This window comes from Antribacter soli, assembly GCF_021568775.1.
Classification (GTDB): Bacteria; Actinomycetota; Actinomycetes; order Actinomycetales; family Cellulomonadaceae; genus Antribacter; species Antribacter soli.
In genome coordinates this window covers 76749-101911 of the sequence record NZ_JAKGSG010000006.1, presented here as the reverse complement: position 1 = coordinate 101911, position 25163 = coordinate 76749, and the positions used below count along the sequence as shown (strand labels likewise).

The 25163-nt window shown below is 74.1% G+C and carries 21 protein-coding genes; 13 read left to right on the top strand and 8 right to left on the bottom strand.

Annotated features, from left to right (window positions below):
• Positions 1-150: 150 nt before the first annotated feature.
• The 4 genes from L1785_RS01900 to L1785_RS01885 all read left to right on the top strand — a co-directional run bounded on the left by L1785_RS01900 (position 151) and on the right by L1785_RS01885 (position 6183).
• Positions 151-1140, top strand: a complete 990-nt coding sequence (locus L1785_RS01900) for a phosphotransferase (protein WP_236087436.1) — start codon at positions 151-153, stop codon at positions 1138-1140.
• Positions 1141-1236: 96 nt separating this feature from the next.
• A complete protein-coding gene (locus L1785_RS01895; protein ID WP_236087435.1) occupies positions 1237-2187 on the top strand; it encodes an aminoglycoside phosphotransferase family protein in 951 nt (316 codons plus the stop codon).
• Positions 2188-2248: 61 nt separating this feature from the next.
• The gene (locus L1785_RS01890) at positions 2249-4330 is read left to right on the top strand and encodes a dynamin family protein (protein ID WP_236087434.1); all 2082 of its coding nucleotides are present in this window, start codon (positions 2249-2251) and stop codon (positions 4328-4330) included.
• Positions 4327-6183, top strand: coding sequence for a GTPase family protein (locus L1785_RS01885; protein ID WP_236087433.1), 1857 nt, complete (start codon positions 4327-4329; stop codon positions 6181-6183). The genes L1785_RS01890 and L1785_RS01885 overlap by 4 nt, the downstream gene beginning before the upstream one ends.
• Before the next feature lie 10 nt (positions 6184-6193).
• Here L1785_RS01885 and L1785_RS01880 read toward each other — a convergent pair whose 3' ends face one another.
• Complete coding sequence (locus L1785_RS01880) at positions 6194-6697, bottom strand: hypothetical protein (RefSeq protein ID WP_236087432.1); 504 nt, start codon at positions 6695-6697, stop codon at positions 6194-6196.
• A 191-nt stretch (positions 6698-6888) separates the two neighbouring features.
• Between L1785_RS01880 and L1785_RS01875 the strand changes: the two genes are divergently transcribed.
• Entirely contained in the window at positions 6889-7377 is a 489-nt protein-coding gene (locus L1785_RS01875; RefSeq protein ID WP_236087431.1) for an acyl-CoA thioesterase, read from the top strand.
• Between the two features lie 61 nt (positions 7378-7438).
• Here the strand turns inward: L1785_RS01875 and L1785_RS01870 are convergent, their stop codons facing one another.
• Together L1785_RS01870 and L1785_RS01865 are read right to left on the bottom strand one after the other, a co-directional pair.
• The gene (locus L1785_RS01870) at positions 7439-8368 is read right to left on the bottom strand and encodes an acyl-CoA thioesterase (RefSeq protein WP_372461773.1); all 930 of its coding nucleotides are present in this window, start codon (positions 8366-8368) and stop codon (positions 7439-7441) included.
• 147 nt (positions 8369-8515) lie between these two features.
• Complete coding sequence (locus L1785_RS01865) at positions 8516-8896, bottom strand: globin (RefSeq protein WP_236087430.1); 381 nt, start codon at positions 8894-8896, stop codon at positions 8516-8518.
• Positions 8897-9037: 141 nt separating this feature from the next.
• On the opposite strand from L1785_RS01865, the gene L1785_RS01860 reads away from it, so the two are divergent.
• The 3 genes from L1785_RS01860 (at position 9038) to malQ (ending at position 12762) form a co-directional block, all read left to right on the top strand.
• Positions 9038-9274: a PTS sugar transporter subunit IIB gene (locus tag L1785_RS01860; protein WP_236087429.1), complete on the top strand. Its 237-nt coding sequence runs from the start codon at positions 9038-9040 to the stop codon at positions 9272-9274.
• A gap of 91 nt (positions 9275-9365) precedes the next feature.
• A complete protein-coding gene (locus L1785_RS01855) occupies positions 9366-10430 on the top strand; it encodes a mechanosensitive ion channel family protein (protein ID WP_236087440.1) in 1065 nt (354 codons plus the stop codon).
• A 127-nt stretch (positions 10431-10557) separates the two neighbouring features.
• Complete coding sequence (gene malQ / locus L1785_RS01850) at positions 10558-12762, top strand: 4-alpha-glucanotransferase (RefSeq protein ID WP_372461772.1); 2205 nt, start codon at positions 10558-10560, stop codon at positions 12760-12762.
• Between the two features lie 245 nt (positions 12763-13007).
• Here the strand turns inward: malQ and pepN are convergent, their stop codons facing one another.
• Entirely contained in the window at positions 13008-15569 is a 2562-nt protein-coding gene (gene pepN, locus L1785_RS01845; protein ID WP_236087428.1) for an aminopeptidase N, read from the bottom strand.
• A 297-nt stretch (positions 15570-15866) separates the two neighbouring features.
• On the opposite strand from pepN, the gene L1785_RS01840 reads away from it, so the two are divergent.
• Entirely contained in the window at positions 15867-17069 is a 1203-nt protein-coding gene (locus tag L1785_RS01840; protein WP_236087427.1) for a hypothetical protein, read from the top strand.
• Between the two features lie 118 nt (positions 17070-17187).
• On the opposite strand, the gene L1785_RS01835 is transcribed toward L1785_RS01840, so the two are convergent.
• Positions 17188-19164 carry a M13 family metallopeptidase gene (locus tag L1785_RS01835; RefSeq protein ID WP_236087426.1) on the bottom strand — a complete coding sequence of 659 codons (1977 nt, stop codon included), beginning with the start codon at positions 19162-19164 and terminating at the stop codon, positions 17188-17190.
• 58 nt (positions 19165-19222) lie between these two features.
• Between L1785_RS01835 and L1785_RS01830 the strand changes: the two genes are divergently transcribed.
• Both L1785_RS01830 and L1785_RS01825 read left to right on the top strand, forming a co-directional pair.
• Positions 19223-19675 (top strand): ribose-5-phosphate isomerase, encoded by a 453-nt coding sequence (locus L1785_RS01830; protein WP_236087425.1) that lies wholly within the window; start codon positions 19223-19225, stop codon positions 19673-19675.
• Positions 19668-20696: an Fpg/Nei family DNA glycosylase gene (locus L1785_RS01825; RefSeq protein WP_236087424.1), complete on the top strand. Its 1029-nt coding sequence runs from the start codon at positions 19668-19670 to the stop codon at positions 20694-20696. Before L1785_RS01830 ends, L1785_RS01825 begins: the two co-directional genes overlap by 8 nt.
• 36 nt (positions 20697-20732) lie before the next feature.
• Here the strand turns inward: L1785_RS01825 and L1785_RS01820 are convergent, their stop codons facing one another.
• Positions 20733-22010 (bottom strand): GNAT family N-acetyltransferase, encoded by a 1278-nt coding sequence (locus tag L1785_RS01820; protein WP_236087423.1) that lies wholly within the window; start codon positions 22008-22010, stop codon positions 20733-20735.
• A gap of 66 nt (positions 22011-22076) precedes the next feature.
• On the opposite strand from L1785_RS01820, the gene L1785_RS01815 reads away from it, so the two are divergent.
• Positions 22077-22436: an MGMT family protein gene (locus L1785_RS01815; protein WP_308113228.1), complete on the top strand. Its 360-nt coding sequence runs from the start codon at positions 22077-22079 to the stop codon at positions 22434-22436.
• A 6-nt stretch (positions 22437-22442) separates the two neighbouring features.
• On the opposite strand, the gene L1785_RS01810 is transcribed toward L1785_RS01815, so the two are convergent.
• Positions 22443-23138, bottom strand: coding sequence for a TetR/AcrR family transcriptional regulator C-terminal domain-containing protein (locus tag L1785_RS01810; RefSeq protein ID WP_236087422.1), 696 nt, complete (start codon positions 23136-23138; stop codon positions 22443-22445).
• Between the two features lie 77 nt (positions 23139-23215).
• Here L1785_RS01810 and L1785_RS01805 point away from each other — a divergent pair, with 77 nt between their 5' ends.
• Positions 23216-23923, top strand: coding sequence for a DUF4386 domain-containing protein (locus L1785_RS01805; protein WP_236087421.1), 708 nt, complete (start codon positions 23216-23218; stop codon positions 23921-23923).
• Here the strand turns inward: L1785_RS01805 and L1785_RS01800 are convergent.
• Positions 23920-25032 carry an LLM class F420-dependent oxidoreductase gene (locus L1785_RS01800; protein ID WP_236087420.1) on the bottom strand — a complete coding sequence of 371 codons (1113 nt, stop codon included), beginning with the start codon at positions 25030-25032 and terminating at the stop codon, positions 23920-23922. The genes L1785_RS01805 and L1785_RS01800 overlap by 4 nt on opposite strands.
• Positions 25033-25163 lie beyond the last annotated feature (131 nt).

The window sequence follows — 25163 nt, the reverse complement described above, 5'->3', positions numbered from 1 at the left end:
CCCCACCCCCCCCCCCCCCCCCCCCCCCCCCGCCCCCCCCGCGGGCGCCCCCCGGCCCGGGGCCCCCCCCCCCCCCCCCCCCCCCCCCCCACAGCCGTGTCCTGGGGAATGCTCGTGCGGTGGGCACGGGAGAGGTGCGAGCATCCGGACATGACTCGCGTGCGGCCCACCTGGCCCGAGCTGCCCGAACCGGTGCGGGAGGCGATCGAGGAGCGCCTCTGCTCCACCGTCACCGGCTGGACCAGCCACGACGGCGGCTACTCGCCGGGGCTCGCCTCCACGCTGCGCACGGCGGACGGGTCCCTGTTCGTCAAGGCGGTCGCCACCTCGCACGAGGTGTCCACGCGCTTCTACCGCGACGAGGCGGTGCGCGCCGCCGCGCTGCCGGAGGGCGTCCCGGCGCCCCGCTTCCGCTGGCACCTCGAGATCCCGGCCGACGGCGGCTGGGTGGCCGTCGCGTCGGACGCGGTCGAGGGCCGCCCTCCGCGGACCGATCCGTGGGACCCCGACGACCTCGCCGAGCTGCAGTGCCTCGCCCGCCGGATCGCTGAGCACGAGGTCCCCGCGGGCGGGGCCTTCCCCGAGTTCTGGGCGGGCTGGGGCGACGGCGCACGGCTCGCCGACGAGCGGCCCGCCGGCCTCGCCACGTACGACCCGTGGCTCGCCGCCAACCTCGACCGGATCGCCGGGGTGACCACGCCCGACCGGCAGGCGGAGGCGTTCGGCGGCCCGCGCCTGGTGCACGGCGACCTGCGCGGCGACAACGCCGTCCTGCTCACCGCGCCCGGTGCGGCGCACGCGGGCGCGCACACGGGGGCGCACACGGGCGCGAGCAGCGTGGCCGTCGACTGGCCGAACGCCGTGCGCGGGGCAGCGTTCCTGGACCAGACCGGCATGCTGCCCGCGGTCCAGGTGGAGGGCGGCCCGGCGCCGGAGGAGGTGCTCGCGCGCCACCCGCTCCCCGCGGGCACCGACCCGGAGGCGCTCACCTGCTGGGTGGCGGTGCTGACGGCGTACTTCGTGGCGAGGTCGGTCGAGCCGCCGCCGCCCGGGATCCCGCATGTGCGGGCGTTCCAGCGCGCCCAGGCCGAGGCGTGCATCCCGTGGTTGCGTCAGCGCCTGGCCGCGCGAAGGGGGTGAACTCGGCGCGCCGGAACCGGAAGGCCCCCGAGGTCCCGGCTACCGAGAGGGCGGGGTGGTTTGCCCGGTGTCTCCCGGTTCAGTCATCATGCAAGCATGAACGCACAGCCGCGGCCGGGCTGGGCCGACCTGCCGCCGGTCGTGCGCGCGCGTATCACGGAGAACCTCGGCGGCCGCGTCATCGCGTGGACGAGCTACGACCACGGCATGATGCCCGGCTATGCGATGCACCTGCAGACGACCGAGGGCCAGGCCTATGTCAAGGCGTACCACGCCCCGGACCCGCTGACGAACTACGGGTTCCGCTCGGAGGCGGAGGTGACGGCTCACCTGCCCGAGGGCGCGCCGGCACCGCAGCTCCTGTGGCTGATCGACGAGGAGTTCGAGGGCTCCGGCTCGTGGACGGTCGCGGCGTACTCCATGCGCCTGCTGCGGAGGCCGGCCGACCCGTGGGAAGCGGACGACATCGCGTCGGCCGTCCGGCTCGCGCGGCGGATCAGCGAGACCCGCGCGCCCGCCCACGAGCCGTTCCGCGATGTGGCGGCGTACTTCCAGGGGGACGTGTGGGCGCGGGTGGCCGAGGAGCACGCGGACGGGCCGCCCGGCTTCACGCCCTGGATCGCCGAACGCTACGCGCTGCTCGACTCGCTCGCCGTGCAGGTGGGCGACGCGACGCGGGGCGACCGCCTCGTGCACGGCACGCTGCGCCGCGACACCGTCCTTCTCGACCCGCGACCTGGCGGGAGCGACGGGCTCGTCGTCGACTGGATACACGGAGTGCGCGGCGCGCCCTTCCTCGACCAGGTGATGATGCTCCCGTCGCTACAGATCGAGGGCGGCCCGCCGCCGGAGCGCGTCCTCGAGAGGCACCCGTTCCCCGCGGGCACCGAGCCGGACGCCGTGAACGCCTATCTCGCGGCGATCGCGGGGTATCTCGTGCACCAGTCGAGCCAGCCGCCCCCACCGGGGCTGCCGCACCACCGGCCCGCCCAGCGCGCCCACGCGCACGTCTGCGTCGACTGGCTCCGCCGTCGGCTCGGCGGCTGAGCCGACCCGTCCGCGCGGCATCACCGAGCCTGACCTGTGCCGCTGCGGCAGACTGTGCGCCATGACGTTGCCCGACGACGCAGGCTCGCCTCCCGCCGCCGGTTCGCCCGACGACGGGGCAGACCAGGCGGTGCGGTCGACTGTCGCTCCGGGGAGCGGCCTGCCCGCGGACGGGCTGGTCGACGCCCTGGACACCTTGCGGGCGCGCCTCGGCGCGCTGCGGCTGCCGCTGGAGGCGCCGGGCGCCGGGGCAGCCCGCACCGACCTGCGGCGCGCGATCGACCAGCTCGACGACTACCTGCTCCCGCGCCTGCGCGCCCACCGCGCGCCGCTGCTGGTCGTGGTCGGCGGTTCGACCGGCGCCGGCAAGTCGACCCTCGTCAACTCGGTCCTGGGGGAGCGGGTCAGCCGCCCCGGCGTCCTGCGCCCGACCACGCGCGCCCCGGTGCTCGTGCACAACCCGCTGGACGAGCGGTGGTTCTCCACCGACCGGGTGCTGCCCGGACTTGCGCGCGTGTCGACCACCGGCGGGCACGGGTCGATCGTGGCAGGCATCGCGGGCGGGGCGTCCCGGCCGGGCACAGCGGGCGTCGCCGACCCGGACGCCCCGACGCGGACGCTCCGTCTCACCCCGAGCGAGGCCCTGCCGCAGGGTCTGGCCCTCCTCGACGCACCCGACATCGACTCGGTGGAGACCTCGAACCGTGAGCTTGCCGCCCAGCTTCTCGGCGCGGCGGACCTGTGGCTGTTCGTCACGACGGCGGCCCGCTACGCGGACGCGGTGCCGTGGGACCTGCTGAAGCAGGCGTCGGCCCGCAAGGCGCAGGTCGCGATGGTGCTCGACCGCGTCGACCCCGGCGCGGAGGCCACCGCGGACGACCTGCGCGCCATGATGGCGGAGCAGGGTCTGGGCGACTCACCGCTGTTCGTGGTCCCGGAGACCGCGCTGGAGGACGGCTACCTGCCGGAACGCGCGGTCGCGGAGATCTCCACGTGGCTGACCGGCCTCGGCGGCGACCCCGGGGCGCGCGACCGGGTCATCGCCGCCACCCGCGACGGGGTGGTGGACTCGCTCGTGGACCGGGCGCTCGCCCTGGCCGACGCCGCGGACGCCCAGGAGACCGCCGACGCCCGCCTGCGGCACAGCGTGACGCGCGCCTACGAGGATGCCGTCGCCCACGTGACCGCCGCGACGTCGGACGGCGCTCTGCTGCGCGGTGAGGTCCTCGCACGCTGGCAGGACTTCGTCGGCACGGGCGAGTTCTTCCGCGCCGTCGAAGAGGGCGTCGGAAAGGTCCGCGATGCGATCGGCGCGTTCTTCCGCGGCAAGCCGCGCCAGGCACCGCAGGTGGAGCAGGCGATCGCGCACGGCCTCGAGTCCGTCGTGCTGGACGCGGCCGAGGAGGCCGCCGAGCGCTCCTACCAGGCGTGGCGCGGCGACGCCGCGGGCGAGCCGCTGCTCGAGGGGCTCGGCCTGTCGCGGGCCCCGGCGTCGCTGCGCGGTCAGGTCGGCGAGCAGATCCGCGGCTGGCAGGGCGACATCCTCGAGCTCGTGCGTGACCAGGGCGCCGCCAAGCGCGGCACGGCGCGTGCCCTCTCGCTGGGCGTCAACGGGCTCGGCGTGGCGCTGATGGTCTTCGTCTTCGCGTCGACGGGCGGCCTGACCGGCGTGGAGGTCGGCATCGCGGGCGGCACGGCCGTGCTGGCGCAGCGCCTCCTCGAGGCGGTGTTCGGCGAGGACGCCGTGCGGCGTCTCGCGGTCCAGGCGCGCGAGCGGCTGCGGGTACGCGTCCAGGCGGTCATGGACGGGCAGGCCGCGCGCTACACCGCCCAGCTCGACGCCCTCGGTTCCGCCGACGCCGGCGGCCCCGGCCTGCGCGCCGCCGCCGCGGAGGTCGAGGTGGCGGCCCGGCTCGAGCGTGCCGGGCGCCTCGTCCCGTCCGACGACGGTGGGCAGCCCGGTGTCCTCGCCCGGCCGCTGCGCGGCGTGGGGTCTGGCGGTGGGCGTCCGCACCGGCCGGGAGCGGGGGCCGTGCCGGTCGGGCGGGGCGAGGCGGCCGTGGGGATGGCCGAGGGTGGCCGCCGCCCGGGCTTCTGGGCGCGCCTGCTCGGCCTCTTCTCCGGCCCGGAGGACGCCCGGTGAGCCGGCTCGACCTCGTCGACCGAACCTCCGCCCTGGAGACCGCAGCGAGCGAGGCAGAGGGCCGGCTCGCGCAGGCGCTCGTCGACGACGCGCGCGCCGTGATCAACCGCGCCCGGGAGCGCGGCGGGCTGTCCGCCGAGCACACGGTGGTTGCCCTGGCGGGGGCGACCGGGTCGGGCAAGTCGTCGGTGTTCAACGCCGTCGCCGGCCAGGACATCGCCGTCCCGGGGGTCCGCCGTCCGACGACGTCGCACGCGCTCGCCGCGGTCTGGGGCGATGGCGCCGACCCGCTGCTGGACTGGCTCGACGTGCCACGCCGTCACCTGATGGCGGGCGGGGACCTCGCCGAGGCCGAGCCGGCCGCGTCCGGCACTGCTCCGGCACGTTCTGCCTCGCCGGGTTCTGCTGCGGCCGGTGACGACCCGGGCGACGGGGTGCACCCGGGTGACCGGCCGGCGTCGGGCAGCGTGGGCAAAGGCCTGCGCGGGCTCTTCCGCCGCAGGACGCCCGCGGGCGACGTGTCGGGACTGGTGCTGCTGGACCTGCCCGACCACGACTCCGTCATGACCGACCACCGGGTGCGGGCCGAGCGGCTGGTGGCGCGGGCGGACCTGCTGGTGTGGGTGGTCGACCCGCAGAAGTACGCGGACGCAGCCCTGCACGAGGGCTTCCTGCGGCCGCTCGCGGGCCGCGCGGACGTGGTCGTCGTGGCGCTCAACCAGGTGGACAGGCTCGCGTCCGACGAGACCGAGGCGATGCTCGCCGACCTGCGGCGGCTCCTCGCCGACGACGGGCTCGCCGGGGCGCGCGTGATGGCGCTGTCGGCCCGGACGGGGCAGGGGGTCGACGCGCTGCACGGTCTGCTGGCCCAGGCGGCGGCGAAGCGGGAGGCCGCGAACGCGCGGCTCGGCGCTGACGAGCGGTCTGTCGCCGCGCGGATCGTCGACGCCTGCGGGGCGCCGCCCCCGCAGCACGCCGGCGACCGCGCGCAGACCGCGCTGCTGGCCGCCCTGGAGGACGCGGCCGGCGTGCCTACCGTGGTCAGCGCGGTGCGGGAGTCGGCGAAGCGGGACGCGCACGCGGCGACCGGGTGGCCCCTGACCCGCTGGGTCGCGGGCCTGCGGCGCGACCCGCTGCGCCGGCTCGGCCTGCGTGCCGCCGACCGTCGCGTGCCCGCGGACAGACCCGACCTCGTCCGCACGTCGCTGCCGGCTCCCCGGCCGGCGGTGCGGTCCGCTGCGTCGTCCGCGGTGCGTCGCTACGTCGAGGAGATGACCGACGGCGTCGCCGACTCCTGGGTGCTCGCCGCGCGGTCCCGCGCGCAGGACGGGATCGACGAGCTGCCCGGTGCCCTCGACCATGCCGTCGCGCTCACGTGGCTCGAGACCGTGCGCAGGCCCTGGTGGTGGCAGGCCGTGAACGTCCTGCAGTGGGCGCTCGTGACCGTCGTCGTCGCCGGGCTCCTGTGGCTCACGGCGCTGTTCCTGTTCGCGTACCTGCAGCTCCCCTCCCTGCCCACCCCGGTGTGGACGCCGCCGATGTGGACCGGTGGCGAGGACGTCGTGTTTCCCGGCTGGACGCCGCCCTCGTCCGGTCCCGGCGAGGCGGTGGACCCGTTCCAGGTGCCGTGGCCCACGCTCATGGTGCTCGGCGGGCTCGTGCTCGGGGTGCTCGTCGCGCTCGTGTCCCGCCTGTTCGCGGCGGTCGGGGCTCGCCGCCGCGCCGCTGTGGCCCGACGTCGGCTGCGCGAGTCCGTGGCGGGAGTCGCAGACCGGCTCGTGCGGCAACCCGTCGGCGAGGAGCTCGCCGCGCTGGAGCGGTGCCGCAAGGCGGCCTCGGCCGCGGCGCGCTGACCGGTCCGGGTCAGTAGTCCGACTCGTCGTAGGCGTCCAGGGCGAGCAGCTCTCGGATGGTCGCGGCCTCGTCACCGCCAGGTGCGGTCGCCGCCTGTACCGCGGCGACGAGCGTGTCCTGCGTGGTGGCGCGGCTCGCCTCCTCCCACAGCGGGACCGCCTGCTCGGAGGCGTCGGCGAGAGCGTCGGCGTGCGGCTGCACGTCGGCCGGCCAGGTGGTGGCCCGCAAGCCGTCGATCTCCGCGCGGAGAGCTCCCGCCGTCGCGGCGGCGAGCCCGGTCTGCTCGTCGAGCGGACGGCCCTCGTTGATCGCCGTCTCGAGCTGCTCGAGCACCTCGTTGTACGGGCGCACCATCTCCACGTACCGCTCGCCCGCCTCCGCCTGGGTCAGCTCGGCCGGGCTCGCCGTGGCGCTCGCGGCGCTCGGACCGCCCTGTGAGCCAGGGGCGCAACCCGCCACGCTGATCGGCAGGGCCAGCACCACCAGGACCACACCCGCGACGATGCGGCGCATCGTTTCCTCCCACCGTCGGAACCGGACAAATAACCGGACGAATCAGACGCGGACCGTAGCACGGTGGCGCGCCCCGGCTCCCGACCCGTAACGATTAGGCGAGCACCCGGCCGAGCGACCGGCGTCGGGCCGAGCGACCGGCGTCGGGCCGAACGACCGGGCCAGGCCCGCCGGTGGGCGAAGATGGTCGCATGCGTCTGCACATCCCCGTCTCCCTGCGCTGGTCCGACCTGGACGCGTACCAGCACGTCAACAACGTCGAGATGCTCGGGCTCCTCCAGGAGGCCCGCATCACCGCGTTCTGGCACCACGAGGACGCGGAGGAGCCCTGGCCCACGGCCGTCATCGCGACGGGGCCGGGCGCGCCGAGCCACACGTTCGTCGCACGGCAGGAGATCGAGTACCTGCGGCCGCTCGCGTACACGCGCACGCCCGTGCGGGTCGAGATGTGGATCGGCCACATCGGCGGGGCGAGCCTGGACGTCTGCTACGAGGTGCACGACGGCGGGCACCGCTTCGACCGGGTCGCCCCCGCGACCGGCGGTGAGCCGTACGCGCGGGCGGTCACGACGATCGTCCTGGTCGACGCCGAGACGGGGAACCCGCGCCGCATCTCGTCCGAGGAGCGGGCCGCGTGGGAGGGGTTCGTCGGGGAGCCGCCGAAGTTCCGTCGGCGCTGAGCCGGCGGGGCGGTCCGCCGTCCCGGCGGACCCGCGAGGACCCTCTTCCACGCAGCGGCGGTCAGGCGGGAAGGCGGATCATGCCTTCCTGCGCGATCGACGCGACCAGCGTGCCGTCCTCGCGGAAGACCCGCGTGTGTCCGAGCGCTCGGCCGCCCTGCGCGGACGCCGAGCCCTGCACGTAGAGCAGCCACTCGTCGACGCGCACGTCGCGGTGCCACCACATCGCGTGGTCGAGGCTCGCCATGGGCACCGTCCCGCCCACGTCCATCCACGACTTCCCGGCGACGCGCAGGGCGGGCTCGAGCATGAGCTGGTCGCACGCGTACGCGAGCAGGGCGCGGTGCAGGAGCTGGTCGTCGCTCGCGAGCGGGCGCCGCGAGCGCATCCACACCATCTGCGTGTCGGGGGCGGGCCGGCCGTCCCGCACGGCGGCGTCGGGCCCGAGATACAGCGACCCCCCGACGTGGCGCAGCTCGAACGCCGAGGCGTCCGTCCAGAACTTCGCCGCGGGGTGGTCGATGCCGGCGAGCTCCTCGAAGGCGGAGCGGACCTCCGAGGGCGGCGGGACGTCGTCGGGCATCGGGGACGTGTGCTCGAAGCCGCCCTGCTCCTCCTGGAACGACGCGATCATCGACAGGATCGGCTTGCCGAACTGGGAGGCGTGCGTGCGGCGCGCGCTGAACGACCGGCCGTCACGCAACCGTTCGACGGCGAAGTCGATCGGCACCTCCAGCGACCCCTCCCGCAGGAAGTAGCCGTGCAGGGAGTGGATGTTGCGACCCTCGGGCACCGTGCGGCCTGCGGCGACGATCGCCTGGGCCAGCACCTGCCCGCCGTAGACGCGCCGGGCGATGCCGGGCACGCTGTCGCCGCGGAACGCGTCGTCCTCGCCACGGGGGCCCCAGCCCTCGAGGTGGCGCAGGTCGAGGACCGTCAGGAGGTCGTCGAGCGCGTCGGGCTCGCTGCCCGACGGCGTCGTGACGCCCAGCGGCGCACCGGCGGGGGCTTCGGTCAGGTTCTCGGCAGGTCGGTCCAAGGCTTCGTCATTCCTCGAAGGTTCTGGTCGGGATGATCCTGCGCTCCGCTTCGGGCGGGTGCCCCGTTCCTCGGCCCTCACCCTCCGCTTCGCTACGGATCATTCCTCGAACGTGTTGATCATGGAGAACGCCGCGCGCTCCAGGTAGTCCCAGAGCTGCGCCTCGTTCAGCGGGGCGAGCCCGAGGGTGCTGACCGCGGCGCGCATGTGCGTGAGCCAGCGGTCACGCGCGTCGGGGTTCACCTTGAACGGTGCGTGGCGCATCCGCAGCCGGGGGTGCCCGCGCTGCTCCGAGTAGGTGCCCGGCCCGCCCCAGTACTGCTCGAGGAAGAGGGTCAGGCGCTCCTTGGCGGGGCCCAGGTCCTCCTCGGGATACATCGGGCGCAGGACCGGGTCTCCGGCCACCCCGTCGTAGAACGCGTCGACGAGCCGGACGAAGGTCTCGTGCCCGCCGACGGCCTCGTAGAACGAATCTGTCACCGGGACATCTTCCCACTCGCATGTGACACTCGGTCGCGTGCAGGCCGCTCAGGGTTGTGACCCCGGCTACGTGCCAGACCCCTTGCGCGCACCGATAGGGTGGTGGCAGACCTGCAAAGACGCACGGATCGGAGATGGCACATGACCAAGGCGAACCAGATCCTCGCGGCCCTCGGCGGCACATCGAACGTCGTCGACCTGGAGCCGTGCATCACCCGTCTGCGCGTCGAGGTGAGCGACCCGGCGCTGGTGGACGAGCCCGGGCTGAAGTCGTCCGGCGCGTTCGGCGTGGTGCGGTCCGGTCGCGTGGTCCAGGTGATCGTGGGTCCGGAGGCTGACAACCTCGCCGCCGAGATGGACGTCCTGCGCGCGTCGTGAGACCCGATTCCCCGGAACTCTTGCGGGGATTGTGAAGGTGGCCTGACCTGCACGTACCACGCCGCCGCCCCCGGTAGCGTGGTGTGACGTGATGTCTTCCTTCGCCATGCAGTTCTTCGAGAGTGCCGAGGACTTCTGGCAGTGGTTCCTCGACACCCCGCTCCGGATCATCCTCATCCTCGTCTTCGGGTTCATCCTGCTCGCCGTGGTGCGCCGGGTGATCTCGCACGTCGCCGAGCGGATCGCTGCCGGTATTCCGAGGCCGGCCCGGTACGGCGAGCACGCGGCAGGGCCGGGCGGGTCGACGGACCCGGGGGCCGCGGCCCAGGTGGCGGCGAACCCTGTCGCAGCGCCCGGCACCCTCCCCGGGGGCCCGGGGGCGGGCCGCCCTCGCCCTCGCCCTCGCCCTCGCAAGGGGTTCACGCCGCAGTTCATGGCCGACGCCTTCGCGATGGCCAACCCGCTCACGACGCAGCGGCGCGCCCAGCGCGCCCGCACGGTCGGCTCGGTCCTGCGCTCGACGGCGAACGTCGTGATCGGCGCGCTGATGGTGCTGATGATCCTGGGCGAGCTGGAGGTGAACTACGCCCCGATCCTCGCGTCGCTGGGCGTGGTGGGCATCGCGGTCGGCTTCGGCGCGCAGGCCCTCGTCAAGGACGTGATCTCCGGGCTGTTCCTCCTCGTCGAGGACCAGTTCGGCGTGGGTGACAACGTGGACCTCGGCGGCGGCGTCGTCGGCACGGTGCAGGAGCTGGGCCTGCGGCTGACGCAGGTGCGGGCCTTCGACGGCACGCTCTGGTACGTCCGCAACGGCGAGATCGTGCGCGCCGGGAACCGCACGCAGGAGTGGAGCCGCGCCCTGGCGTCGGTGCAGGTGCCGGTCGGGTCGGACGTCGACGCCGTGCGCACGGCCCTCGGCCGGGCGGCGGACCGCGTGCGTACCGACCCCCGGCTCGCCGAGTTCCTCCTGGAGGCGCCGTCGGTGCGGGGGATCGACGCGGTCGACACTGCCGCGGTGACCTTCACCCTCCACGTGCAGACGCGGCCCGCGAAGCAGTGGGAGATCGAGCGCGCGCTGCGCAGCGCGGCCCACGCCGAGCTCCTGGCGTCCGGGATCGTCGCGTCGTCCGTCGTCGAGGTGCCGGGCGTGCAGTGAGGGGCGCGGACCGGGTTCCGCGGCTTCGGGCTCTTGGGATGGCAGGATCTTTCCTGTGAGCGACGAGACGACGACACCCCCGGCCGGCGGGCCCGGCCTGGCCGAGGGTGCAGCCGCCGGCGCGGGCGTGCCCGGCGAGCTGCTGGACCTGGCCGCCGCGCACGGGGTGCTGACCGGGTACACCGACCACTACGGCGTCGCTCAGCAGGTGCGTGCCACGACCCTCGTCGCGGTGCTGGAAGCGCTCGGCGTGCCCGCTTCGACCCCTCAGGCGGTCGAGGGCAGCCTGGAGCGGTCCCGGGACGACGTGTGGCGCACGGTCCTGCCGCCGACGGTCGTGGCGCGCCACGGCGTCGAGCAGCAGGTGTCGGTGCACGTCCCGGAGGGCGCCCCGTTCGACGCCTGGGTGGAGCTCGAGCCAGCCGACGGCGCGCTGTCGCCGACAGCCACGCCCTGGCGCGTGACGGCGGCGGGCACCCTCCACGGAGAGCGCGAGCGTCGCGCCCTGGCTCGGGCCGACGTGCCGGCCGAGACCCGCACCGTGGATTCCCGCACGCTCGAGCGCGCCGTCGTCACGCTTCCGGAGGACCTGCCGCTCGGCTGGCACACCCTGCACGCCCGGTGCGACTCGCTGGAGGCGAGGGCCACCCTCGTCGTGACGCCGCAGCGCCTCGAGCTGCCGCCGGAGGTGGCCGGGCGCCAGGCCTGGGGCTTCCTGGTCCAGCTCTACTCCGTGCGGTCGCGCGACTCGTGGGGGCTGGGTGACCTCGCCGACCTCGCCGACCTTGCGTGGCTGACCGCTCACAACGGCGGCGCGGACTTCGTGGCGGTGAACCCGCTGCACGCGAGCGAACCGGTGGTGCCGCTGACGCCGAGCCCGTACCTGCCGGTGTCGCGCCGCTTCCTGAGCCCGCTGTACATCCGGGTGGAGGACATCCGCGAGACGGCCTACCTCTCCGCCGCGGACCGGTCCCTCGTGGAGTGGGCCGCCGAGCCGGTCCGCGAGCTCTCGACGGACCCCGGTCCGATCGACCGCGACGCGGTGTGGGAGGCGAAGAGGGCGGCGCTCGAGGTGGTGTTCACCGCGCCCCGCTCGGCATCGCGACAGACCGCGCTCGACGAGTTCGTGCTGGAACAGGGCCGCGGCCTGGTCGACTTCGCGACGTGGTGCGCGATCGCGGAGCACCTGAACGGCCGGAACTGGCCGCCGGAGCTCGCCGACCCGACGTCGCCCGCCGTGGGCGTGCTGCGCCGGTCCCTCGCCGAACGTGTGCAGTTCTTCATCTGGCTCCAGTGGGTCGCCGACGAGCAGCTGAAGGCCGCCCAGCGCATCGGCCGCGAGGCGGGCATGCGGATCGGCCTCGTGAAGGACCTGGCGGTCGGCGTGCACCCGGAGGGCGCCGACGCGTGGGCGCAGGCCGCCGTCCTCGCCCGTGGTGTCTCCGTGGGCGCCCCGCCCGACATGTACAACCAGCAGGGACAGAACTGGTCGCAGCCGCCGTGGAACCCCGGCGCGCTCGCGCGGGCCGGTTACGCGCCCTACCGCGACATGCTCCGCACCGTCTTGCGCCACACGGGCGCCCTGCGCGTCGACCACGTCCTCGGGCTGTTCCGGCTGTGGTGGATCCCGGGCGGCGCCCGCGCGTCCGCCGGCGCGTACGTCACCTACGACCACGAGGCCCTCATCGGCATCCTGTGCCTCGAGGCGCATCGCGCCGGCGCCATCATCATCGGGGAGGACCTGGGCACCTTCGATCCGTGGGTCCGCGAGTACCTCGCGTCCCGCGGCATCCTCGGGACGTCGGTCCTCCTTTTCGAGCGGTCCGACGACGGAACGCCGCGTGACCCCTCGTCCTTCCGGCACCTGGCGCTCGCAACCGTGACGACGCACGACCTGCCGCCCACCGCCGGGTACCTCGCGGGGGAGCACGTGGACCTGCGCGAACGCCTCGGGCTGCTCACCGCGGACCCGCAGGTGCTGCGGGCGAAGGCCCGGGCGGAGCGAGAGTCGCTCGTCGACGCGCTCTCCAGGCGGGGCCTGACGACGTTCGACCCGTCCGAGCGCGAGCTCGTCGAGGGGCTGCACCGCTACCTCAAGGACACCCCGGCCGCGCTCGTCGGCGTGCACCTGACCGACGCGGTGGGGGAGCGCCGCGCCCAGAACCAGCCGGGCACCGACACCGAGTACCCGAACTGGAAGGTGCCGCTCGCCGACTCGGCCGGGGCCGTCGTCATGCTCGAGGAGCTGTTCGACAACGCACGCCTGCGGTCGCTCGTCGCGGTGATGAACGAGGCGCCGCACCCGGAGGACCTCCCGGGACCGGGCGGCTGAACCTCGCGAAGCAGAACCGGCCGAAGGAGGAGGGAGCGGAGCCACCGGCTCCGCGCCCCCCCCCATAGGGCGGGGGCGGCGGCCCACGGGGGGGTGGGTGGGGGACCCCCCCCCCCCCCCCCCCGCCCCCCCCGCCCCCCCCCCCGGGGCGCCCCCCCGCCCCCCCCCCCCCCCCCCCCCCCCCGGCACACGCTCTGCTTGGGCCCGACCTCTTCGGCCACGTTCAATGTCGGGGCCGAGGCCCGTCAGGCGTCCGCGGCCTGGGCCTTCAGGGCTCGCTCCGTGCCCGCCAGCGCCTCGATCACGAGGCGGCGCAGCGCGGGAGCGGCGTCCGCGTGGGCGTCGAGCCAGGACTGCGTCGCGTCGCGCAGCTCGGCGGAGGCGACCGGCGCCGGGTAGAAGCCCTCGATGATCTCCTCGGCCATGTGGTACGTGCGCTCGTCCCAGACGCGCAGCACGGCGTCGAGATAGGGCTGTACGAGGCCGGCCAGCACCGCGGGGTCGTTCACGTGCACCGTGCCGAGGCCCGTCTGCCGGATGATCGCGTTCGGCAGGTCGGGGGAGTCCACGACCTTCGTGAACGCGGCGACCTTCGCCTCCGTCGTCGGCACGGTCGCCCGGGCGCGGGCGGCGGACTGGCGGCCGGTGGCCGTGTCGTCGTCGGCCAGCGTGGCGTCGATCTCCGCGTCACCGGCGGCGCCGTTGAGCACGAGGCCCTCGAGCAGCTCCCAGCGCAGGTCGGTGTCGATCTCCAGGCCGCTGAGCGCGACGGACCCGTCGAGCAGGCCGGACAGCGCCGCGACGTGCGCGGGCGTGGACGCCAGGTGCGCGAAGAACTTCACGAGCTGGAACTGCAGGTCGGAGCCCGCGGGCGCCTGCTCGGCGAGCGCCCACAGCGTGTCGCCCACCTCGGCGAGGGTGGCGGCGCGGCGCTCGGGCGCCACGTACTGCTTGGTCGCCAGCGCGAGCTGGTTGAGCGTGGTGCGGATCGTCGTCGACTCGGTCTCGGTCGCGATGTTCCCGAGCACGAGGCGCACGTAGTCCGACGCCGGGGTCTCGCCGTCGCGCACCGCGTCCCAGACGGAGCCCCACACGAGGGAGCGGGCCAGCGGGTTCGCGATGCTCGCGAGGTGCTCCAGGGCGACCGGGAGCGACTCGGCGTCGAGCCGGATCTTCGCGTACGCCAGGTCGTCGTCGTTGATGAGGACGAGCGCGGGTCGGTCGAGCTCGCAGAGCTCCTTGACCTCCGTGCGCGCGCCGTCCACGTCGACCTCGACGCGGTAGGTCCGTACGAGCGCGTCACCGTCGAGAGAGTAGAAGCCGATGGCGAGGCGGTGCGGGCGCAGGGTCGGCCACTCGGCGGGCGCGGTCTGCAGCACCGTGAACGAGGTGATGCGGCCGTGCACGTCGGTCTCGATCTCGGGACGCAGGGTGTTCACGCCGGCCGTCTCGAGCCACAGGGCGGACCACGCCGACAGGTCGCGGCCGCTCGTGACCTCGAGCTCGGAGAGCAGGTCGGACAGCTCGGTGTTGCCCCACGCGTGCTTGCGGAAGTACGCGGAGACGCCGGCGACGAACGGCTCGCGGCCGACCCAGGCGGCGAGCTGCTTGAGCACGGAGGCGCCCTTGGCGTACGTGATGCCGTCGAAGTTGACCTGCACGTCCTCGAGGTCGTTGATCGACGCGACGATCGGGTGCGTGGAGGGCAGCTGGTCCTGGCGGTAGGCCCAGGCCTTCTCCATGGCGGCGAACGTCGTCCAGGCGGCGTCCCACTCGGTCGCCTCGGCGGTGGCGAGCGTCGACGCGTACTCCGCGAACGACTCGTTCAGCCACAGGTCGTTCCACCACTTCATCGTGACGAGGTCGCCGAACCACATGTGCGCGAGCTCGTGCAGGATCGTCACGACGCGGCGCTCCCGCACGGCGTCGGTCACCTTGGAGCGGAAGACGTACGACTCCGTGAACGTCACGCAGCCCGCGTTCTCCATGGCGCCCATGTTGTACTCGGGCACGAAGAGCTGGTCGTACTTGGTGAACGGGTACGGCACGCCGAACGTCGACTCGAAGAACTCGAAACCCTGGCGGGTCTTCTCGAAGATGTACCCGGCGTCGAGGTGCTTGGCGAGCGACTTGCGCGCGAACGCGCCGAGCGGGATCTCCCGCCCGTCGGACGACGTCAGGGACGACCGCTCCACGGAGTACGGGCCGGCGACGAGCGCCGTGATGTACGAGGAGATGCGGGGCGTGGGCGTGAACGTCCAGGTCGCTGCCCCCACCGCCGGGTCGCTCGCGTGGGTCGCGGAGGCGGGCTCCGGCGTCGGCTCGTTGCTCACGACCTCCCACGCGGCGGGCGCGGTCACCGTGAACTGGAACGTCGCCTTGAGGTCGGGCTGCTCGAAGACCGCGAACACCCGGCGTGAGTCCGGGACCTCGAACTGCGTGTAGAGGTACACCTCGCCGTCGACGGGGTCGACGAAGCGGTGCAGGCCCTCGCCCGTGTTCGTGTACGCGCAGTCGGCGACGACGACCAGCTCGTTGGAGGCGGCCAGGCCGTCGAGCGTGATCCGCGAGTCGGCGAACACCTCGGCCGGGTCGAGCTCGCGCCCGTTCAGGACGACGGACCGCAGCGACGGTGCCACCAGGTCGATGAACGTGGCGGCGCCCTCGGTCGCCGCGAAGCGGACGGTCGTGGTGGATGCGAACGTCGTCGGACCCGTCGTCAGGTCCAGCGCGATCTCGTACGACTCGACGGACACGACACCGGCGCGCTCGATCGCCTCTGCGCGCGTCAGGTTCTCTCCGGGCACGGACCCTCCACTCGTCACGGGCGCCAGGCGCCCCCTGTGAAACCAGGGTCGATCATGCCACGCGACTCCGACGCTCCCCTCGGCTTTTCCCCAGGCCTCTACGGCTCTGTCAGGCCGTACCGGTAACGTTGGGCCCACGTGGTCGATTCGTGCTCGCCGGTGACCAGTTCGTCCCGGATGCGATGGAAAAGATCCGATCCTGGTTCGACCAGTCCCCGTCCGACGTGACATCCTGCCCGATGGCCTTGGGCGCGCCGCGGGCGGACCCGAGCCAGACCCGAGGAGCGAGGAGTCGAGATGTCCGGCGCAGTGCCACCGCCGCCTCCGCCAGGGGCCGCACCTGGCAGGCCCGCGTACCCGTACGACGGGGCACCCGGCGAGGAACCCCGTGAGCCCACGTCGCCGACCCCGGCGCAGGAGCCGGCGCAGCGGACGCAGGCGCAGCCGACCGTGCACGCGCCCGTGCCACAGCCGCCGGACGCGGAGCCTGTCGCGCCCGTCCAGGCTGCCGGGCAGCCCGCGACGCCGCCCTCCGGGCAGCCTCCGGTACCGCCTCAGCCGCCGATGGCGTCCCAGCCCACGGGGCCGTCTCAGCCCATGGCGCCCGTGCAGCGCGTCTCGGCCGCGACGCGGATGCCCCCGGCGATCTCGCCCGCCTCTCAGTTCTCCCAGGCCGTCACGCCGGCGCCCGCCCGTCCGGGCCAGCCGGTGGTGCAGTCCCTCCACAACCATGCCCAGCCGCAGCCTCAGCAGTCGTACGAGGACGCGAGCCTGCAGCAGTACTTCCCCGAGCAGGGCGGCTATGCGCCTGCGCCCTCCCAGTACCCCCCGGCCCAGTACGCGCCGCAGCCGGGTTACGCGCCGCAGCCGTACGACCCGCAGTACTCAGGGCAGTACGCCGCGGAGCCGGCGGCCGGGTACCAGCAGGGCTACGCTCCCGCCCCGGCGCGCCGCAAGCTCACCCCGGGCTGGATCGCGTTCATCGCGATCGACGTGGTCCTCGTGGTCGCCGCGCTGATCTTCGCGATCAACCTGATCGGCAGTTCCGACGAGACGCCTGGCGGCTCCGACCCCACGTCCGTGGCGTCGGGCGGCACAGCCCCTGCCACGGGCGGACCGGAGGCCGGCGAGCCGTGGGCGGTCCCGGCAGGGTCAGCCGTGTTCGCGGCGCCCAGCGGGAACATCACCTGCTACATCACTGCCGACGAGGCCCGCTGTGGCATCGCCAAGCTCAACAACCAGCCGGCGCCCGTCGACACCTGCGCAGGCACCGTCGGCTACGTCGCGACGGTGGACGCGCAGGGCAACATCGGCTATCCGTGCATCGCGGCGGACAAGCAGCCCCAGGTGGCCGCGGCGGACGTGCAGAAGCTGGCGTACGGCCAGAGCACGTCGGCGAACGGCTTCACCTGCAGCAGCGCGGACACCGGCATGACGTGCGTCGCCGACGCCACCGGCCGGGGCTTCACCATCGCGAAGGCCGGCATCAACAGCAACTGACCGCCACGCCTGCCGACGTGGTCGGTCGGTCAGGACGGACCGACCACGTCGGCGAGAAGCCTGGACATGCGAACGGGTCGCCTCCTGCGGGAGGCGACCCGTTCGCCGTCGGGCGGCGTCACCAGATCCGGACACGCTCCTCCGGGGCGAGGTACAGCGCGTCCTGCGCACCGACCTCGAACGCCGTGTAGAACTCGTCGACGTTGCGTACGACGCCGTTGCAGCGGAACTCGTTCGGCGAGTGCGGGTCGGTCGCCAGACGGCGCACGACCTCCTCGTCGCGCCCCTTCGACTGCCACACCTGGGCCCAGCCGAGGAACACGCGCTGCAGCGCCGTGAGGCCGTCGATCACCGGCGCCTCCTCCAGCGGGCCGCCCAGTGCGATCCGGTAGGCCTTGATCGCGATGGACAGGCCGCCGAGGTCGCCGATGTTCTCGCCGATCGTCAGGCTGCCGTTGACGTGCGGGCCGTCCTGCGCGAGCTGGACCGGGCGGAACGCGTCGTACTGGGCGATCAGCGCGGAGGTGCGCTTGTCGAACTCCGACCGGTCGTCGGCCGTCCACCAGTCCTCGAGGCGCCCGTCGCCGTCGTACTTGGAGCCCTGGTCGTCGAAGCCGTGGCCGATCTCGTGCCCGATCACGCCGCCGATGCCGCCGAAGTTCACCGCGTCGTCGGCATCCGGGTCGAAGAACGGCGGCTGCAGGATCGCGGCCGGGAAGACGATCTCGTTCATGCCCGGGTTGTAGTAGGCGTTGACCGTCTGCGGCGTCATGAACCACTCGTCGCGGTCGAGGGGCTTGCCGATCTTGCCCAGCTCACGGTCCTGGTCGAACGCGTTGGAGCGGCGGACGTTGCCCAGCAGGTCCGCCGCGTCGACCTCGAGGGCCGAGTAGTCGCGCCACTTCACCGGGTAGCCGACCTTCGGCGTGAACCGCTCGAGCTTCGCGAGCGCCTTGGCCTTCGTCTCGTCGGTCATCCAGTCGAGGCTCTCGATGGACTCCCGGTACGCCGCCACGAGGGCCTCGACGAGCCGGTCCATCCGCTCCTTGTGGGACGGCGGGAAGTGCCGGGCCACGTACTCGGCGCCCACGGCCTCGCCGAGCGCGCCCTCGACGAGGGAGACGCCGCGCTTCCAGCGCTCGCGCACCTCCTGCGCGCCGGTGAGCGTGCGGCCGTAGAAGTCGAAGTTCGCCTCGACGATCTCGTCCGCCAGGTACGGAGCGCGGGCCGAGACCAGGTGGTAGGTCAGCCAGAGCTTCCAGTCCTCCAGGGGCTCCGACTCCCACAGGCCGGCGAGGCCGACCGCGTAGTCCGGCTCGCGGACCACGACGTCGTCCAGAGCACCCTCGGGAGCGCCGAGGGCCGCGACCCAGGCGGCCCAGTCGAAGCCCGGCGCCTTCTCGGCCAGCTCGGCCAGGGGCATCGGGTTGTAGGTCAGGTCGGCGTCGCGGCGCTTCACCACGTCCCAGTGGTGCTCGGCGAGGCGGGTCTCCAGGGCGACGACGCGCTCCGCGCCCTCCGTCACACCGGCGAACGCCAGCATCCGTGCGACGTGCGGCGTGTACTTCTCCCGGACCCGGGCGTACTGCTCCTCGCGGTAGTAGGCCTCGTCCGGCAGTCCGAGGCCCGACTGCACCAGGTACACCACGTACCGCTCGGGGTCCTTCGCGTCGTTGTCGACCCAGAAGCCGACGGCGTGCGCGCCGCCCGTGCGCTGCAGCGCCCCCAGGGCGGCCGTCAGCGCCGCCTTGTCCGACGCGCCCTCGATCAGGGCGAGGTCCTCGGCCAGCGGCTCGGTACCGAGCGCCTCGATGCGCTCGGTGTCCATGAAGCTCGCGAACATCGCGCCGACCTTGGCGTTGGTGCTGCCGGCCTCGGCGCCGCCGGCGGCCAGGTCCACGATGATCTCGCGGACGTGCTCCTCGGCCTGGTCGTGCAGTGCGCGGAAGGCGCCGTCCATGGCGCGGTCCGCAGGGATCTCGTGGCCGGCGATCCACGTGCCGTTGACGTGGCGGTACAGGTCGTCCTGCGGGCGGACGGCGGGGTCGAGGGCGTCGAGGTCGATGCCCGACCGGAGGCTGGCGTCGGTGGTCATGCCGCCCAGACTACGACCAGCCGCCGACACCTCCCTGCGGATGGGGGAAGATGGCGCCATGCGCCTGCACATCGCCGCCGACCACGCCGGGTACGAGCTCAAGACCCACCTGGTGAAGCACCTGATCGCCGACGGGCACGACGTCGTGGACCACGGTGCCCACGACTACGACCCGCTCGACGACTACCCCTCGTTCTGCCTCGAGGCCGGCGAGGCGGTCGTTGCCGAACCGGGGTCGCTCGGCATCGTGATCGGTGGCTCGGGCAACGGCGAGCAGATCGCGGCGAACAAGGTCGCCGGCGTGCGGGCAGTCCTTGCCTGGTCCCTCGAGACCGCGCGCCTCGGCCGCCAGCACAACGACGCCAACGTCATCGCCGTGGGCGGGCGCATGCACACGGTCGAGGAGGCGACGTCGTTCGTCGACGCGTTCGTCGCCGAGCCGTTCTCCGGCGACCCGCGCCACCAGCGCCGCATCGACCAGCTCGCCGCCTACGAGAAGTCGCGTGCCTGAGGGACACACCGTCCACCGCCTCGCGCGGACCCTCTCCACGCTCTTCGACGGCCAGACCCTGGCCGTGTCCAGCCCGCAGGGCCGGTTCTCCGACGGGGCCGCGCTGCTGAGCGGGCGCGTGCTCGTCGCGTCCGAGGCCTGGGGCAAGCAGCTCTTCCTCGGCTTCGGGGGAGACCAGGACGACGTCGTCTGGCTGCGCACCCACCTCGGCCTCTACGGGGCGTGGACGTTCTCCGGTGACGGCTCCGCGCCGGTCGCGCACGCCATCGGCGCCCCGCGGCGCCGGATCGGCGAGCGGGAGACGGTGCTGCCCGACGAACGGGTCGCCCCGGGCGCTCCTGGCACCTCTCCCTCCCTCGCGTCGCGCGGGGTCGCGGAGTGGGAACCGCCGGCGCCGCGGGGTGCCGTGCGCGTGCGCCTGCTCGGCGACCACGCCGCCGCTGACCTCACCGGCCCCGCTGCCTGCGAGGTGATCACCGGGGCGGAGAAGGTGGCGGTCGAGGAGCGCCTCGGCCCGGACCCGATCCGCGCCGACCCCGGTCCTGACGCCGGCGGAACCCCTCAGGGCGCAGCGCGTTTCGCCGCCGCCGTCGGCCGGTCCCGCGTCACGATCGGGCAGCTGCTGATGGACCAGGCCGTCGTCGCCGGGGTGGGCAACATCTACCGCGCCGAGGCGCTCCATCGCGCAGGCCTCGACCCGCTGCGAGCCGGCCGCGACGTCCCGGCGGCCGCGGTCCGCGCGCTGTGGGACGACCTCGTCGTGCTCATGCGCGACGGCGCCCGCACGGGGGCGATCGTCACGACCCGGCCGGAGCACCGGGACGCGGCGTCGCCGGCCACGGCCGTGCGGGGCGGTCGAACCCGCCAGAACACCGACGGCGAGCCCGGCTCCGTCCCGGCCGACGACGCGTTCTACGTCTACCACCGCGACGGGCTGCCGTGCCGGGTGTGCGGCTCGCCCGTGCTGGTCAAGGAGCTCGCGGGACGCAACCTGTTCTGGTGCGGCACCTGCCAGGTGTAGGGCGGACGCAGCCGGGCCGCCGTCGGAAGCCCGCGCTCAGAAGACCCAGCTGCAGACGGGCTTGACCGGCCACGCGAAGGCGGCGCTCGCACGCGCGAGCGCGCCGGGCGTGTGCTCGGCGACCAGGCCGGCGGCCGCGAGGGAGGCGAGCGTCATCCCGCCGAGGTAGGCGGCGCCGAGCTCGCGCACGTCGAGGGAGATCGCGGGGTCCTCGAAGACGCGCTCGGCCTTCGCCGGGCCCCAGGCCGTCGCCTGCAGCCGCCACGTGCCGGCGTTGCCCGGCAGGCGCATGTCCGTCACGGCGATCGTGACGTCGACGTCCGCCGCGTAGGTGCGGCCGGCGAGGGCGGCAGGGACGTCGACGATCCGCACCCAGACGTTGTCGGGTGTGCGCGGGAGTGCGGCCCGCGGGTCGAGGAGGAGGTGCTGGACCGGGTCGTCCACCGGGAGGAAGGCGATCGTGACCTCGGCCATGAGGTCCAGGTCCACGAGCACGCCCCACAGGGTGCGCGCAGCCGCTCCGTCGAGGGCGACCGCCTCGCCGACGAGCACGGTGCCGCGCGGCCCCGCGTTCTCCCAGGCGTGCTTGCGCCGGAACGTCGCGTACCCGCGCGGCTCGCCGTCGAGCTCGACGACGGCGATGCGCCGCGGCTCCCGGCCGCCCCGGTACATCGGCGGGTCGGCCCAGTACGACGCCTGCAGCTCCTCCGTCTCCCGCTCGGCCCACCCGGGGCGGTTGAGGCCCGGCGCGCCCGTGGGGGCCACACCCGCCGCACGGTGCAGGGCGTCGACCAGGGCCCCGTGCCGGTCGCGCGACGCCGCCTCGATCCGCACCGTGTGCCGCTCCGCGCCGGGGACGTGGCGCAGCTCGGCGCCGCGCGGGATCTGCAGGCGCAGGTCGTCCGCGGCGCGGCCGTACCCGAACCGGCCGTAGATGGCGGCCTCCGCGGCGAACAGCGCCGAGAGCGGCTCGCCCCGGTCCATGCAGTCGGCGAGGTGCTGGTCGATCATCGCGCTGAGCAGCCCACGACGGCGGTGCTGCGGGTGCACGCCCACCCAGGTGAGCCCCGCCGTCGGGAGCGTGCCGCCCGGCACCTGGAACCCGGTGAACGGGTAGGACGCATGGAGCGCCGCCAGGCCGTCGAACCCGTCCGCCTCGATGCCGGTCGTGCGGTCCCAGCTCAGCGGGGACGGGACGCCCAGGACGTCGTCGGTCTCGGAGGACGTGGGGAACGCCCACGCGTCGAGCTCGACGACGAGCCGCCGGTCGTCCTCGGTGAGCGGGCGGAAGCGGTAGCCGTCGGGGAGCGTCATGGGGTCGATCGTCGCCCCGGCACCACGTCCGCGCCACCAGATATCGGCCGTGGCTACGATGCCCGGGTGGCCCCTGAGCTGTCCGACGCCGAGGAGTACGTCACCGCCGTCCTCGACCTCGTGCGCAGGATCCCGCCCGCCCGCGCGATGACGTACGGGCTGGTCGCGGAGATCGTGGCCGAGACGCTGCACCGCGGCGGCCCCCGCCAGGTCGGGGCGGTCCTCGCGGGCTCCGGCGACCGGTACGCCCACCTCGCCTCCGACGGCGACCTCCCGTGGTGGCGCGTCGTCAACGCGGCGGGGTCGCCGCCCGCGCACCACCTCACCGAGGCCCTCGACGCGCTGCGCGCCGAGGGCTGCCCGCTCTCGCGCGACGGCCGCCGGGTCGACCTGCGCCGAGCGGTCTGGTTCCCGGACCAGACCTGATCCGGGTCAGGCGCGGGCGCGCTCCAGGCCGTCCAGCAGGAGGTCGAGCGTGAACTCGAACTCGGTCTGGCTGTCGCACCAGCCGAGAACCGGGTCGGTGGCGTCGTGCATCTCGGTCGTGATCATCGCCGCCGTGTACGGCAGCGCATCGACGATCGCGGCGAGCCCGGCCTCGGCGAGCTCGGGCTCGAGGCTCCCTCCCGCCTCGGCCGGGCGGAAGACCTCCTGCGTGAAGCCCAGCACCATGCTGCCGAGCGCGTGGAGCGCTCGGTGGGCCAGGCGGTACGAGAGTCCGCCACGGACCATCGCCCCGACGACGCCCTCGTAGAGGCCGTACACGACCGGCGGGACGGTCGAGCGCGAGCCCATCAGCCCCGGCGCCCAGGGGTGGCGCAGCATGACCGTGCGCGCCGTGAGGCAGCGGGCGCTGACCTCCGCGCGCCAGTCCTCGGCAGGCAGGTCGCGCCCTGCGATCTCCGTCGCCACCTCGGCCGCGACGACGTCGACCAGCCCGTCGAGCAGGTCCGCCTTGCCGGGCAGGTGGTGGTAGAGCGACATCGCCTCGACGCCGAGCTCGCCAGCGACGCGCCGCATCGTCACGGCGGCGATCCCCTCGGCGTCGGCCAGCGCGACCGCTGCCGCCAGGACGCGCTCGCGGGTCAGCGGCGCCCGCGTCGCCCTCATCGACTCGATGTTCGTCATCCGGTCCATCCCTTCCCGTGGGCCACTTTACGTCGTAAGGTCGCCTTACAACGTAAGGTTGAACCGAGAGGACCCCCATGAACTCGCTCCACCCACGCACGGCACGCACCACCGGGCTGCTCTACCTCGCGATGGCCCTCGTCGCGATACCGGGGTTCCTCGTCATCCGCCCGATGCTGTTCGACCCTGACAGCCCGGCGTCGACCCTCGCCCACATCGTCGAGAACGAGGCCCTCGCACGCCTGGGGATCGGCCTGGAGCTCACGCTCGTCGTCGTCCAGGCGCTCGTCGCCCTGTGGTTCTACAGGCTGTTCCGTGGCGTCGACGCGTTCGCGGCGGGCTCGCTGGCCGCCTTCGGGCTGGTCAACGCGGTCGCGATCCTGGCGAGTGCTGCCTGCCTCGGCGCGGCGCTGGACACCGCCCTCGCGCCGCCGTTCACCGGTGACGCGGCCGGAGGCGGGGCTGGTGGCGCCGCCGGCTCGGTCCAGCTCCTGTGGGTCCTCAGCGGCAGCTTCTGGGACGTCGCCACGCTCTTCTTCGGGCTGTGGCTCATCCCGATGGGCGTCCTCGCGCTGCGATCGGGCATGCCGCGCGCGCTCGGCTGGATCCTGGTGGCCGGCGGCGTCGGGTACATCGTCAGCGGCTTCGTCACCTACCTGGCACCCGCCGCCGCACCGGCGGCTGAGCTGCTCCCGTACCTTGCGACCGTCGGCGAGTTCTGGATGATCGGCTGGCTGTTGTGGCACGCACTCCGCGCGGCCCGGGTGGGCGCCCGGCTGAGCTAGACCTTGCGCGGCGCGATCCGCGCCAGGGCCGCCCCCGCCGCCGACCGCACGCGTCCGGCGGGGGTGCGGTCCTGCGCCGCCGCGAGCACCGCCAGCATCGAGGCCGGGTCGCCCTGGACGAGCAGCGTCGTCAGGGCGGTCGACTCCCACCGCTCCAGGTCGCGGCGCACCTTCGACGCCGGCCCGACGAGCGCGATCTCCTCGACGAGCGCCGTCGGAACTGCCGCCGCGGCCTCGTCCTTGCGGCCCGCCAGGTACAGCGCCTGGACCTCGTCCATCGCGTCCTGGTAGCCGAGCCGGTCGAGCGACGCCTTGTGGAAGTTCGCCTCCTTGGACCCCATTCCGCCCGCGTACAGCGCGATGTGGGGCCGGATCACGTCCGCGGCGGCCTCGACGTCGTCCCGCACGACGACGGGCACCGTCGCCAGGACCTCGAACCCGCTCGCGGGGGAACGCTCCTCCGAGCGTGCCGCGAACCCCTCGTCGAGCAGAGCCCGGAACTCGGCGTCCATGCGCGGGGCGTAGAAGCCGGCCATCCACCCGTCGGCGATCTCGGCCGCGAGAGCCACGTTCTTCGGCCCCTGGGCGGCGAGCACGACCGGGATCTCCTTCCGGAACGGGTGCACGGTCGGCTTGAGCGCCTTGCCGAGGCCCATGGCGCCGGGCGCGTCGGCCGGCAGCGGGAGCTGGTAGAACTCGCCGTCGTACGCGACGGGGCGCTCGCGGGCGAAGACCTCGCGCAGGATGTCCACGTACTCGCGTGTGCGCGCCAGCGGCTTGCGGTAGGGCTGGCCGTACCAGCCCTCGACGACCTGCGGGCCAGACGCCCCGAGCCCCAGCACGAACCGGCCCTTCGACAGGTGGTCCATGGTGATCGCCTGCATCGCGGTGGCGGTGGGCGTGCGGGCCGCCATCTGGGCGATGCCGGTGCCGAGCCGCACGCGGCGGGTGCGTGAGCCCCACCAGGCCAGCGGCGTGAACGCGTCGGAGCCGTAGGCCTCTGCGGTCCACACCGAGTCGAGGCCGAGGGCCTCGGCGGCGACGAGCGCCTGCTGGATGCCCTTCGGGGGCCTGCGGGACCAGTAGCCGGTCTGGATGCCGATGCGCATGGTTGTCCTCGTCGTCGAGCGGTCGCGTCCTGTTACCCGGGACGCACGGTCCCGGGTAACACCGTGCACACCCTATCGGGTGCCCGACGCAGCCCGCCCCCTCGCGGGAGAGGCGAGGGGCAGCTGTCGGG

Excerpts from the sequence above, each read along its gene's own strand:
- L1785_RS01900 (WP_236087436.1), top strand. The coding sequence starts at position 151 with ATGACTCGCGTGCGGCCCACCTGGCCCGAGCTGCCCGAACCGGTGCGG.
- L1785_RS01895 (WP_236087435.1), top strand. The coding sequence starts at position 1,237 with ATGAACGCACAGCCGCGGCCGGGCTGGGCCGACCTGCCGCCGGTCGTG.
- L1785_RS01890 (WP_236087434.1), top strand. The coding sequence starts at position 2,249 with ATGACGTTGCCCGACGACGCAGGCTCGCCTCCCGCCGCCGGTTCGCCC.
- L1785_RS01880 (WP_236087432.1), bottom strand. The coding sequence starts at position 6,697 with ATGCGCCGCATCGTCGCGGGTGTGGTCCTGGTGGTGCTGGCCCTGCCG.
- L1785_RS01875 (WP_236087431.1), top strand. The coding sequence starts at position 6,889 with ATGCGTCTGCACATCCCCGTCTCCCTGCGCTGGTCCGACCTGGACGCG.
- L1785_RS01860 (WP_236087429.1), top strand. The coding sequence starts at position 9,038 with ATGACCAAGGCGAACCAGATCCTCGCGGCCCTCGGCGGCACATCGAAC.
- L1785_RS01855 (WP_236087440.1), top strand. The coding sequence starts at position 9,366 with ATGTCTTCCTTCGCCATGCAGTTCTTCGAGAGTGCCGAGGACTTCTGG.
- L1785_RS01840 (WP_236087427.1), top strand. The coding sequence starts at position 15,867 with ATGTCCGGCGCAGTGCCACCGCCGCCTCCGCCAGGGGCCGCACCTGGC.
- L1785_RS01835 (WP_236087426.1), bottom strand. The coding sequence starts at position 19,164 with ATGACCACCGACGCCAGCCTCCGGTCGGGCATCGACCTCGACGCCCTC.
- L1785_RS01830 (WP_236087425.1), top strand. The coding sequence starts at position 19,223 with ATGCGCCTGCACATCGCCGCCGACCACGCCGGGTACGAGCTCAAGACC.
- L1785_RS01820 (WP_236087423.1), bottom strand. The coding sequence starts at position 22,010 with ATGACGCTCCCCGACGGCTACCGCTTCCGCCCGCTCACCGAGGACGAC.
- L1785_RS01810 (WP_236087422.1), bottom strand. The coding sequence starts at position 23,138 with ATGACGAACATCGAGTCGATGAGGGCGACGCGGGCGCCGCTGACCCGC.
- L1785_RS01805 (WP_236087421.1), top strand. The coding sequence starts at position 23,216 with ATGAACTCGCTCCACCCACGCACGGCACGCACCACCGGGCTGCTCTAC.
- L1785_RS01800 (WP_236087420.1), bottom strand. The coding sequence starts at position 25,032 with ATGCGCATCGGCATCCAGACCGGCTACTGGTCCCGCAGGCCCCCGAAG.